Source organism: Rhodopirellula sp. UBA1907 (genome assembly GCF_002337565.1).
Classification (GTDB): Bacteria; Planctomycetota; Planctomycetia; order Pirellulales; family Pirellulaceae; genus Rhodopirellula; species Rhodopirellula europaea.
In genome coordinates this window covers 188,727-200,371 of the sequence record NZ_DDGH01000094.1, presented here as the reverse complement: position 1 = coordinate 200,371, position 11,645 = coordinate 188,727, and the positions used below count along the sequence as shown (strand labels likewise).

The 11,645-nt window shown below is 57.1% G+C and carries 9 protein-coding genes; 5 read left to right on the top strand and 4 right to left on the bottom strand.

The features are described from left to right. Window positions 1-235: 235 nt before the first annotated feature. Both gmd and B2R17_RS22380 read right to left on the bottom strand, forming a co-directional pair. On the bottom strand, window positions 236-1,246 hold the full coding sequence (gene gmd, locus B2R17_RS22385) for a GDP-mannose 4,6-dehydratase (RefSeq protein WP_286765741.1): 1,011 nt from the start codon (window positions 1,244-1,246) through the stop codon (window positions 236-238). Window positions 1,247-1,637: 391 nt separating this feature from the next. Beyond that, window positions 1,638-2,582, bottom strand: coding sequence for a GDP-L-fucose synthase family protein (locus B2R17_RS22380; RefSeq protein ID WP_286765740.1), 945 nt, complete (start codon window positions 2,580-2,582; stop codon window positions 1,638-1,640). A gap of 702 nt (window positions 2,583-3,284) precedes the next feature. On the opposite strand from B2R17_RS22380, the gene B2R17_RS22375 reads away from it, so the two are divergent. Genes B2R17_RS22375 through B2R17_RS22360 form a run of 4 tightly spaced genes read left to right on the top strand, consistent with a single transcriptional unit; the run spans window position 3,285 to window position 7,825 of the window. Then, a complete protein-coding gene (locus tag B2R17_RS22375; protein ID WP_286765739.1) occupies window positions 3,285-4,130 on the top strand; it encodes a hypothetical protein in 846 nt (281 codons plus the stop codon). Between the two features lie 14 nt (window positions 4,131-4,144). After that, window positions 4,145-5,542, top strand: a complete 1,398-nt coding sequence (locus tag B2R17_RS22370) for a metal-dependent phosphohydrolase (protein WP_339886725.1) — start codon at window positions 4,145-4,147, stop codon at window positions 5,540-5,542. Window positions 5,543-5,564: 22 nt separating this feature from the next. After that, a complete protein-coding gene (gene nagB, locus B2R17_RS22365; RefSeq protein WP_286765825.1) occupies window positions 5,565-6,320 on the top strand; it encodes a glucosamine-6-phosphate deaminase in 756 nt (251 codons plus the stop codon). Next, on the top strand, window positions 6,317-7,825 hold the full coding sequence (locus tag B2R17_RS22360) for a DUF389 domain-containing protein (RefSeq protein WP_286765737.1): 1,509 nt from the start codon (window positions 6,317-6,319) through the stop codon (window positions 7,823-7,825). The genes nagB and B2R17_RS22360 overlap by 4 nt, the downstream gene beginning before the upstream one ends. A gap of 162 nt (window positions 7,826-7,987) precedes the next feature. On the opposite strand, the gene B2R17_RS22355 is transcribed toward B2R17_RS22360, so the two are convergent. Both B2R17_RS22355 and B2R17_RS22350 read right to left on the bottom strand, forming a co-directional pair. Next, entirely contained in the window at window positions 7,988-8,998 is a 1,011-nt protein-coding gene (locus tag B2R17_RS22355; protein WP_286765736.1) for a substrate-binding domain-containing protein, read from the bottom strand. A gap of 240 nt (window positions 8,999-9,238) precedes the next feature. Continuing rightward, entirely contained in the window at window positions 9,239-9,499 is a 261-nt protein-coding gene (locus B2R17_RS22350; RefSeq protein WP_008655679.1) for a hypothetical protein, read from the bottom strand. Between the two features lie 337 nt (window positions 9,500-9,836). On the opposite strand from B2R17_RS22350, the gene B2R17_RS22345 reads away from it, so the two are divergent. Then, a complete protein-coding gene (locus B2R17_RS22345; protein ID WP_007324371.1) occupies window positions 9,837-11,633 on the top strand; it encodes a 30S ribosomal protein S1 in 1,797 nt (598 codons plus the stop codon). The last annotated feature ends 12 nt before the right edge of the window (window positions 11,634-11,645 follow it).

The following is an 11,645-nucleotide window of genomic DNA, read 5'->3' as shown; positions in this document are numbered from 1 at the left end:
CCCCAAACTTCGTTTCGGGAGAGGTGCACGATGTTGGATGGCCGAGTCCGGCTACGGGGTGGGCCTTGCTTACGCGGCGGGTTGTGATGAGGGTGGCTGCCAGGGAACCGGAGCTAACGCTCTGCGGCTAATAGGCTCGGTGGGGGAAGCGACGAAGGGGGCTTCGTCACCTACAGGTGACGTGGGGAACAGGTGATATGCGGAATGACAGGCTAGAAGCCTATCCCACATTGGGTTATGAGAGTGACTGTTGGGCCAATTCGGTCTTGGCGAGTTCGAGGTCGTGCTCGACCATCAGCTCAGCCAGTTGTTTGCAGCTGGTTTCTGGCTCCCAACCGAGTTTGGTTTTGGCTTTGGAGTAGTCGCCCAGCAGCAGGTCAACTTCGGTGGGGCGGAAGTAACGTGGGTCGATCTCGACGTACTTGTTCCAATCAAGGTCCAAGGCTTCGAAGGTGTAGTCAAGGAATTGGCGAATGGTTTGAGTTTCGCCGGTGGCTAGGACGAAGTCATCGGGCTCGTCGTGCTGGAGGATTCGCCACATGCCTTCGACATAATCTTTGGCGTATCCCCAGTCACGTTTGGCGTCGAGGTTCCCGAGATACAGCTTGTCTTGCAGTCCCAGTTTGATCCGTGTTGCTGCACGAGTGATTTTGCGAGTCACAAACGTTTCGCCGCGACGTGGCGACTCATGGTTGAACAGGATGCCGTTGCTGGCGAACAAGTCATATGCGTGCCGGTAGTTCACCGTTTGATGGAAGGCGTAAACCTTGGCGCATGCATAGGGGCTCTGTGGTTGAAACGGTGTCGTTTCAGTTTGAGGTGTTTCGATCACGTCGCCGAACATTTCACTGCTGCTGGCTTGATAGACGCGAGTTGGTTTTTGCTTGTTGAGCTGGCGAGCGGCTTCGAGAACGTTCAGCGAACCGAGGCCAACGGTTTGGACCGTGTAGACGGGCGAGTCGAATGAAACCCGCACGTGTGACTGGGCACCGAGGTTGTAGATCTCGTCCGGTTGGATGTCCAAGACGAGGTTGGTCATGTTTTGACCGTCCGTCAGGTCGCCATAGTGCAAGTGCAGGTTGGAAGACTCGTGCGGGTCTTTGTAGACGTGATCAATCCGGTCGGTATTGAAGGAGCTGCTGCGACGAACGATCCCGTGGACCTGATAGCCCTTTTCCAGCAGCAAGTCGGTGAGGTAGGAGCCGTCTTGGCCCGTGATGCCGGTGATGAGTGCGGTTTTGGTCATGGTAGGAAAAGAGTGGGAAAGGGTCGCAGGGGCTCACGGCCGCAGGTTCAGGGGGTCTTGAATTCTGGCGAATGCGGGTACGGAGTGTTGGGGAATGCCTTGCTTGCGCGGGCTGTTGATTGAATGAGCCGTACCGCGTTAGCGGCGGTTAATCAGACGCCAACCGGGGCTAACGCCCATCGGCTAAATCTACAGTGGGCTATAAAGGATGGACGCCTTGCTCGCCGGCTTGTCGTTTGAGTTTTCTATGGCGTTTTAATGCATGTAGGATGGGCACTCTTGCCCGTCGGAGTTTTAGAAGTCGGCCGAGAGTGGCCAATCTAGAGCATATTCGACAAGTCTTGCTTACGCGGCGGGTTATGACAGCGGGTGGTGGTTGGTGACGTAGAGGCTAGACCGAACGGACTTCGCCGGATTGGGCTCGTTGTCGATAGTCGGCGACGGTTTGGGTGAGGCCATCGTCCAGGCTGATGGTTGGTTGCCAACCGGTGGATCGGATTCGGCTGATGTCGGTGCATTTGACGGGGGTCCCGTCGGGTTTGCTGGCGTCTTGTACGATTTGTCCTTCGAAGCCAGTCGCGTCTGCGATCTTCTTGGCGAGGTCGGCGATTGTGAGGTCGACTCCCGTTCCAACGTTGACCCAGTTCGGAGGGTTTTCGAGCTTGAGCAGGTGTTCCACCGCGGCGGCCAAATCATCGACGTGCAGGAATTCACGTCTTGGTTTACCGCTGCCCCAAACGGTGACTGAGCTGGCGTTCTCTTTCGCTGCCGCGTCGAAGCGGCGAATGAGGCCCGGAATTACGTGTGAGTTGTCAGGGTGGTAGTTGTCGCCCGGGCCATAAAGGTTTGTCGGCATCGCACTATGGAAGAGTGCGCCATGCTGTTGTCGGTAGTACTGGCAAAGCTTTAGCCCCATGATTTTTGCCAGGGCGTATCCCTCGTTGGTTTCTTCCAACGGGCTGGTCAGCAAAGCGTCTTCTTGGATCGGCTGAGGTGCCATCCGCGGGTAGATACAGGTGCTACCTAAAAACAGAAACCGTGAGACACCTGTTTGAAACGCTGCGTGGATGGCGTTGGCCGCCATCATGGTGTTGTCGTAGGCAAAATCTGCGGGGTAGGTCGCGTTGGCGTGGATCCCGCCGACCTTGGCTGCCGCAAAGACAACAGTGTCGGGGCGTTCCGATTCGAAGAATTCGTTGACAGCGGCTTGGTTGCAAAGATCCAGTTCGGTCCGAGTGCGGGTGACGATATGCAGATCATCGCGGTCAGCAAATCGGCGAAGGATGGCCGATCCGACCATGCCTCGGTGTCCAGCAACGAAGATCTTTTGGGGCATTGTTGGGAAGTGGGAAAGGGCCGCAGGGGCTCAGGGCCACAGGCGGATGCTTTGGGGGACGACTCGCTTCCTGGCGGAAGCATCGGTTGGGGTGCCAGGTGAGACCTGGCCTACGGGAGGCTTGGCTGGCCTTGCTGACGCGGCGGGTTATGACTGGTGCCGGTCGTTTCGGCCAGGAAATCGTTTGGTCAGCGCGGACTTCGTCCACTTGGGTGACACTTGTTTCATTATCACCGCCGGCGGGCCGGAAAGTTCAGCCAGAGTGAATTCGTCGCCTAATCGGACTTTCCACATCTGGATGATTGTTAAGTTCTCAAAGTTGCGGCATCGGGTGCGACCTGGTGGGGCTGCACGCATTGCACGACTTCAATGTATCTGGTTCAGGTCCATTTTAGCTTCCTGAACCAAATTCGCTTCCCCCTCCGCAACTTTTAATCGCCCCCGTTGGGGCACCCGAGTCGCGGCGTGAAAAGCTACTCAATCCATAGCACGCTGAGCGGGCGGAGGAGCAACTTCCCAGGGATGCTGAGAAGATTAGTTGGTGTCATGGATTGTGAATCGGCGAACTCGCCAGTGCTGGCGTAATCGGATTCATTTTCTGTTAAGCTCTCGCTACAACCCACACCTCGCTCGTTTTCGGCCGTCACAATGTGCACCGCCGTCTGATATTTTCGTCCCGATTCGACCGGTTCGCCGCCCCCCATGCCGATTCAAGTCACTTGTCCAAATTGTCTGAAACGGTTCCAAGTCAGCGACAAGTTTGCTGGGAAGCAGGGGCCCTGTCCGGCATGTAAAAAGACGATTCGGGTCCCCGACGCTTCCGAAGCTGTCACGATCCACGCGCCCGAAGACGATGGGCCGAAGGATTCAAAAGGACAAAGCGTCCTCAAGCCGATCACTCGGACAGACCGCGATTTTACGCGGCGGCACCTCTACATCGCAGCAGGCGTTGTCATTGGGATGCTCTTTCTAGCTCTTGGGTTCCGCTTTGCGTTGGGTGGGGCTCCGCTTTGGGCTCAGATTGTCGGGATTCTGTTGCTTGCGCCGCCCGTGGTTCGAACAGGGTACAGCTTCGTTCACGACGCTGAATTGGAACCCTACGCGGGCGTCGAGCTTCGCAACCGAGTCCTGATCTGCTCGGCGATTTACGCTGCGATTTGGCTGGTGTACGCGTTCATTCCTGCGTACGTGTTGGAATTGGACCATGCCAACGAGATGTCTTGGACGACGGCCGGGATTGTGTTTTCCGTCATGATCTTGATCGGGGCGGCGGTTTCGGTGGGAGCGTTTGAGCTGGAGTTCATCAACGGGCTGGCTCAATCCGGTTTGTATTTCGTCACCGTGATTTTGCTGGCTCTGGTCGCAGGCGTTTCGCTCGCGGGACAACCGGGAGCACGCCGTGAGCTGGATCCAGATTGGGAAGACGAGGAGTTCGTTGACGATCTCGTGCAATTGCCTTCCCCCGTGGAGGTTACCAGGGCGGCTGAAACAACCTTCGTCGATCGAACCAGGCAAATGAATGGCACGGTTCAGGACTTGTCCGTTTGAGCGACCGCGAATCTGTGTGTGTTCCTGAAGTGCATTTGATGGATCGCGGGCCGTCGCGGTTGCGGATTCCGCCGGCGATCGATGTGCCTGTCTCGGCTCGTGTTCAGCGATTGATCGACACCGCACCGATGAGAAGGCTGGCGTCGATCAGTCAGCTCGGATTGGTGTCGATGGTCTATCCGGGAGCGATGCACAGCCGGTTGGAGCATTCGCTCGGCGTCTACACCTGGGCATTGCGAGTCCTGAATCAGGTCGGCGAGCCGAGCCGAGCGGATCAGCGCCCAGCAGCCCATGACGCTAATGACGTTCGTGCATCAGAAGCCTTCATTGTCGCGTCTTTGGTGCACGATGCTGGTCACTGGCCGTTTTGCCATCCCATCGAAGACATGGGCCAGTCCGGCATGCCGCGACACGAGGAACGTGTCGAAGCGATGCTGCGTTCTGGGCCGCTCGCCGATGCACTGCTGGCGGACTGGTCATGCACCGCCGATGACGTCATGGCGATCCTGTGTCCGAAAAAGATCGATCAGTATCCAGCGGCAACTCCGTCGGAGCACATCGCGTTTTATGCGAGCTGCCTGAGTGGGCCAATCGATGTTGACAAGTTGGATTACTTGCAACGCGACAGTCTGCATGCGGGGGTCCCGTACGGTCGAAACTTTGATCCGATGCGGATCATCGCTTCGTTGGTTCGGCATCCGGATCGACCGAAGCTGGCCATTCACGAAAAAGGACGCACGGCGGCGGAGATGATGGTCTTCGGTCGCTATGTGATGTTCAGCGAAGTTTATTGGCATCACACGGTTCGGTCCGCCACCGCGATGTTGCAGCGAGCCGTTCACGAGTTGCAGCAAACTGTCCACGGTCAGAAAACCCACATCACCGAGTGGATGGATCTGAGTGAGTCAGCTTGGGTCAGTCGGTTTGTTGAAGCCGCGGATCAGCGTGGTGGACCGGTGAAAAGTTTGGCCGATGGGTTGTTCGGGCCGACTCGGAAGTTGCTTAAGCGAGCGGCGGAGTTCAACGTTGAGTCCGGCGAAGACATGCACCAGATGCTGGCGAGGCGTCCGTATTGGTGGCTCGCGTCTTGTTCGCAACCATTGGCCGATTCTATCAGCGATGCGATTGGAAAGCCCATTGACCCGGAGTTGGTGCTGATCGATGCACCTCCCGTTAAGTTGGAGGTCGACATCAACATCGACATCGTGCTTCGGTCGGGCGAGGTCGCGACGCTGGGGGATGTCTCGCCTGTTGCGTCGGTGTTGGCCAACCGGCAATTCGACAATCATGTCAAACGCGTTCGCGTCTTTGTGCCGGAGTGGGTTCGAGATTGCCTGGCTGATTTGCCTGGCGATTCGATGCGAAGATGGCTGACCGCGGCGGTTGCTGAAACAGAAAAACAGTGGGCGTGACTCTGGATTCCTTTTTGAACGGGTGGGCGGAATCAACGTGATTGAGTTAGAGATTGTTGCCGACCACGAATCGGCTTCCGCACGAGTGGCGGGGTGCATCGTCGAGCAGGTTCGTCGCGAACCGGCCAGTGTTCTTGGCCTGGCCACGGGTGGAACTCCCGAACGAACGTATGAGCTTTTGGTCGAGAAGGTGCGAGCTGGTCACCTGTCGTTTTCGCAGGCAACCACGTTCAACTTGGACGAATACGTTGGATTGCAGCCCGCTCATCCACAAAGCTATCACGCGTACATGCGGTCTCGTTTGTTCGGTGAGACCGACTTTGATCCAAAGCGAACCCATCTGCCCGATGGAGCGGCGGACGATCTGGCGAAAGCGGGAGAACAATACGAGGCATTGATCACCGAAGCAGGAGGTATCGATTTGCAATTGCTTGGTTTGGGTGCGAACGGGCACATCGGGTTCAACGAACCTGGTGCGACGGAAGACAGTCGCACGCGGGTGGTGGATTTGACCGAAGAAACCATCGCCGCGAATGCACGTTTTTTTGAAGCACCCGAGGACGTTCCGCGGCGGGCTCTCACGATGGGAATCGCGACCATTTTGGAAGCTCATGAGATTGTTTTGATCGCAACGGGCGAGTCGAAAGCGGAAGCGGTCGAGCGAGCCGTTCGCGGACCGGTTACCTCGCAGATGCCGGCCTCGTTTCTTCAGCAGCATCCAAGCGTCACGTTTGTTTTGGACGAGGCCGCGGCAAGCTTGTTGGGTTCGCGGGCATGAGCGTCACGTTGCTGGTCGGTTCGCAGAAGCAGTTGGCCGATGGGCTGCCCTGGCTTCGTCAATTCGCAGAATCGATGAAGTTGCGAGCGGACATTTTGGTGCTGGGGTTGGATCACCGAACGCTGGAGCTTCGCAGTCAAAAGGAGCTGGAGAGCATCGGGGCTGGGGCGGCGAAGCAAGCAGCCACGAAGTCACCCAATCGCGTCGAGCGAGTGGAAGCCGATGTGGAGGCGATTTCGCTGCAGCTGGCCAAGTGGGATTCGCGTTTGTTGTTGATGGTCGACGATGTGGATGACGACCGGTTCCAAGCGACCTTGTTCGATCGGTGTGCGATCAAATCAGTTTGGCTGAGTTCGAAGGGAACGCCGCCGGAATCGTCTCGTCATGTTTTCTCGATCGACGATTCGTCTGACAAAGTAACGCGGTGGATCTCGCGGCGTTTGTTAGGGATGGATCCCGGATTGCATTTGGATCACGAATGGTTGACCGAGCTAGCCAAGCAAAGTGAGTCGCCGTCTGATTCCGAGTCAGAGCATCCTGACCCAATTGATGCGGCGATCGAGAAAGCACTGAGTCTGGAACGCCAGCGTTGTGATCCCGGCGATTTGATTTGGGTGCCGTTTGGTTCGAAGCCTTCGTCTGAGTCGCACTACAAAGTTGCTCGAGCGTTGCTTGGTCAATCGACGCAGGCCTCGGTGGCGTTGGTCAGTCGGAAAGAGAGTTGGAATCAGTCGTTGTCGGCGAGCGTTCGGTATTGGGCCGGTCATGTGGCCGAGCCGATGGATCGCGACGCTCGGTTGGAGTTGGCTCGTTCTCTCGAGGAAGGTTCCGAGCCCAGTTTGGAGTTCCTTGGGTTGATTTCGGCGGCGGCGATGTTGGCCGCATTTGGTTTGCTGCAGAATTCGGCGGCGGTGATCATTGGTGCGATGTTGATTGCACCTTTGATGACGCCGATCATGGGTGCTGGGTTATCGCTGGCTCATGGCAATCGTCCATTGTTTCGGCGTTCGATGCTGTCGATTGGAATCGGTTTCGCGGGCGCGTTTGGATCGAGCTTCCTGTTTGGATTGCTGGTTCGGTTGGTGCATCATCCGGTCGTGACGGATGAGATGTGGGGCCGTTGCAATCCATCGCCTTTAGATTTTTGCGTAGGTTTGGTCGGCGGTATGGCTGCTTCATACGCTCGCACGCGAAGTCACTTGTCGTCGGCTTTGGCGGGAGCGGCGATCGCGGCGGCGTTGGTGCCGCCCATTTCGACCGCGGGTTTGCAGGCATCGTTCAATGTCTGGGAATCGACCGAACGTGGATGGCCGGTGTTTGGTCCGCTGATCTTGGTCTGCGTCAACGTGCTGACGATCATGATCGGGACATCGTTTGTGCTTTACGCTCGCGGGTTGCGAGTCGAGTCAGGTCACAAGTGGGCGACGCGAATGACAGTTTCGTTGGTTACGTTGCTGATGTTGGTGCTGGTGTGGATGATGCACCTGGAGAAGTGGCTGTTCTGACGAAGCGGCCTGCGTTGCAATTGTAGCTCGGTGGTCCCTCCGCCGAGAAATAACCGATTTAAAACACCGACCTCACATAGCGGTGCGGCGCAAGCCGCCCGGTGCCGCAAAACCGTAGGGCTCGCGCCCTGACGCTACAAACGTCGTTAGTATCGAGGCCAGCTACGTCGCAGTTCTTTGCTGAACCGATTCACGTAAGACGACGTCGCCGCCGAGTGTTGGCAAGTCTGGTTGGCCGCCGTTGATCATTGCGATGATGGCGGTGGCTGCGGCCTGGCCCATCTCTTTACCGGGCTGGCGGATGGTGGTCAGTGGCGGGATCATCCACTCCGATTCCGGTTGATCATCCACGCCAATCAACGAAACCTGATCGGGAACGGAAACCTGCCGGCGATGGAGAGCCAGTCGTGCACCGAATGCCATCAGGTCATTCGCGGCAAAGATCGCGGTGTAGGGCACACCGCGCTGTGCCAATGTCTCGGTCGCGTCCGCGGCGGATTCCGCGTGGAAGTCCCCGTGGATGATGTGATCGTTGGTCACCTCGATTCCGGCTTGCTGCATCGCGTGTTGGAATCCAGCGAGCCTGCCAATCGCATCGATGTGATCCGCAGGCCCCGCGATGTGAACGATTTTTCGGTGTCCGTGATCGATCAGCGTTTGCGTCGCGTTGGCACCGATTTGGAAGTTGTTCGTTGCGATGTTGACGCCATTCCAATTCGGCATTTCTCTCGCGACGACCAGTGTTGGTTTTTGCTCGCCGAGTTCTTCGATTTTTTCAGGCGGTATGTCGCCCGCGATCAAAATCAATCCGTCGACATTTCGTCCCATCAGAGTTCGGGCGGCGTCGAGAAACAGATTCTGTTTCAGCATCGCGTCGCCGACGATGGGTGAGAAGCCGGTCCCATTGAGCCCTTGCATCACGCCTTGCACGACCGAGTCGTAAAACGGCGTGCCGATGTTTTGGGTCACGATCCCGATCGTCATCGAGCGGCCACCGGCCAACGATCGAGCGACTTGGTTAGGTTCGTAGCCCAGTTCCGCCATTGTCGCCATCACGCGTTCGCGTTTGTCGGCTTGGACAATCAGCGGGCTGTTGAGGACGCGTGAAACGGTGCTCTTGGAGACTTCTGCTCGATTGGCAATGTCCTGGATCGTGATCCGGCCTTTTGACATCGGGCGAGGTCTCATTGAGAAGCGAAGAAAAGGATCGTTCGGCAGGGAAGTGAACGTTCAATTCTGATTCTAACCCGATTTGGCCAAAAAGGCGCCACCACGTGAGTCGACGTGGAGCGCTCGCTTTGTGGCCCTATTGAGCGTGCCGGTCAGGCTCTGCGTCCCGACGATTTGGCTTCGCCGGCCTTGGTGAGGCCAGCGTGCGTTGTTTCGGCAGCGGAGTTGGTCTCTCGGGCGAGATCACTTCGCCGGCGGATTCAATTCCTGCAGCGACTTGCCCAAGCGTTTTCGCGGGGCGGCTTTTCGGCCGGTCGAGCGGGTGCCCTTCTTGGCCGGCAGGGCTTGTTTGCCCGTCGTCGGTTCTTGCAGCAACGCCGCGACTTGCGGGTTGATTTCGGACGACTCGTCAGGAGTGCCGATTTGCTCGACCGCGTCGCTCACGCCCAGGATGACGGATTGGCGAACGCCGTCTCGTAGCCAGTCGAAAAAATTCAGGTTCATATCTCAATTGGGTGGTTGGTGTCGGTGAAGGATCGCCGCCGATGGACCGAGGATTTCGGTGTCCAGGTGGCTGCGATCCGTCCACGGGTCTCAGATCACGTGTCATGCCTCACGTTCGTCGCCTGTAAAACAATCGCCGGCGGGGTGTCCAGACCAACAAACGCATTGTGACGAATTTCCGACTTTGGTAGGCTTCTCGGCTAGGCGCCGCGGCGAGTCCGCGGGGACGCCCCCCTCCGGCTGTAGTTTTACAATCCACACCACCAACCCAGGTGACGGATCGACGGGTCATTTGCCGGAGCCCGATCGATACGATTTCACCATCGGTAACGTTTTTATGGTTAACCGCAACCTCATCCGCTCCCTCGAAGACGACGACATCCTCGGCGATTTGGCGCTGCTTGCCCCGGAGGACGAAGCCGAAGAATGGCTTCTCGACGCGATTGCTGCTGAGCAGCAAGATTACAACTCCGGCAAAATCGTCGACGGACGAATTGTTGAACTGAACGACGAGTGGGCTCTCGTCGACGTCGGCTTCAAAAGTGAAGGCACGGTCGGACTGGATGAGTGGGGTCCCGAAGAGGACCAGCCGAAGATCGGCGACACGGTCAAAGTTCTGATCGAAGAGATGGAGGATGAGCTCGGTGCAGCCGACGATCCTTATGGCATGATCTCGCTGTCCAAGCGAAAAGCCGAGAAGATCATCGAATGGGAAGCGATGATGGAAACGGTTGCCGAGGGCCAAGTGGTCACCGGTACCGTCATTCGCAAAATCAAAGGTGGCTTGCTCGTCGACATCGGCGTCAACGTCTTTCTACCTGGTTCGCAAGTCGACATTCGTCGTCCCGGCGACATCGGCGACTTCATCGGTCGTGTTGTCCAAGCCGAAGTGCTCAAGATCGACGACACCCGTCGCAACATCGTCATCAGCCGCCGCAGCTTGATCGAACGTCAGCGTGAAGAAGATCGCGCTTACTTGATGCAAGAGCTGGAAGTCGGCCAAATCCGCAAAGGTATTGTCAAGAACATCGCCGACTTCGGTGCGTTCGTCGACCTCGGCGGCATCGACGGTTTGTTGCACATCACCGACATGGCTTGGGAACGAATCGGTCACCCAACCGAAATGCTTTCGATCGACCAAGAGATCGAAGTCAAGGTTCTGCACATCGACCGCGAAAAGCAAAAAATTGCTTTGGGTCTGAAGCAAAAAGACCGCAACCCTTGGGAAAACATCGAGACCAAGTACCCGGTCGAATCGGTTCATCCTGGCGAAGTCGTCAACGTGATGAGCTACGGTGCGTTCGTGAAGCTGGAACCAGGCATCGAAGGTCTGGTTCACATCAGCGAAATGAGCTGGACCAAACGGGTCAATCACCCAAGCGAATTGGTCAACATCGGCGACAAGATCGATGTCATGATCTTGGGTGTCGATCCAGAAGGTCAGCAATTGTCGCTGGGTATGAAGCAAACGCTGAAAAACCCATGGGACGAAGTCCTCGAACGTTACCCCGAAGGCAAAGACGTCAAGGGCAAGGTTCGCAACCTCACCAACTACGGTGCCTTCATCGAGTTGGAAGAAGGGATCGACGGTCTGTTGCACGTCAGCGACATGTCCTGGACCCGCAAGATCGCTCACCCGAGCGAAGTGCTGGAGAAGGGCCAAGAGATCGAATGCCGTATCCTCAGCGTCGACGAACAACGTCGCCGGATCGCTTTGGGTCTGAAGCAACTCGACAACGACCCGTGGGATGGCGACATTCCAGACAAGTATCAGCCCGGCCAATTGGTCAAGGGTGAGGTCACGAAGATCACCAACTTCGGTGTCTTCATCGGACTCGAAGACGGTTTGGAAGGTTTGCTGCACATCAGCGAATTGGCCGAGCACAAAGTCGAAGATCCGGAAGAAGTGGTCAAGGTTGGCGATCCGATCGAAGTCAAAGTGCTTCGCGTGGACACCGACGAACGCAAAATCGGTCTGTCACTCAAACGAGTCGACTGGAGCGAAGAGCAAGAGAAGACCGCCGCCGCAGCCGAAGCCGCCGAGTCGGGCATGCCGACTCCGATGGACGAAGGCGATTTGAAGGGCGGTTTGGGATCGGCTGGACCGTTGATCCCAACTTCGGACTCCGAATAGTCCAAAGAAATT

Excerpts from the sequence above, each read along its gene's own strand:
- B2R17_RS22375 (WP_286765739.1), top strand. The coding sequence starts at position 3,285 with ATGCCGATTCAAGTCACTTGTCCAAATTGTCTGAAACGGTTCCAAGTC.
- B2R17_RS22345 (WP_007324371.1), top strand. The coding sequence starts at position 9,837 with ATGGTTAACCGCAACCTCATCCGCTCCCTCGAAGACGACGACATCCTC.
- gmd (WP_286765741.1), bottom strand. The coding sequence starts at position 1,246 with ATGACCAAAACCGCACTCATCACCGGCATCACGGGCCAAGACGGCTCC.
- B2R17_RS22380 (WP_286765740.1), bottom strand. The coding sequence starts at position 2,582 with ATGCCCCAAAAGATCTTCGTTGCTGGACACCGAGGCATGGTCGGATCG.
- B2R17_RS22350 (WP_008655679.1), bottom strand. The coding sequence starts at position 9,499 with ATGAACCTGAATTTTTTCGACTGGCTACGAGACGGCGTTCGCCAATCC.
- B2R17_RS22355 (WP_286765736.1), bottom strand. The coding sequence starts at position 8,998 with ATGTCAAAAGGCCGGATCACGATCCAGGACATTGCCAATCGAGCAGAA.
- B2R17_RS22360 (WP_286765737.1), top strand. The coding sequence starts at position 6,317 with ATGAGCGTCACGTTGCTGGTCGGTTCGCAGAAGCAGTTGGCCGATGGG.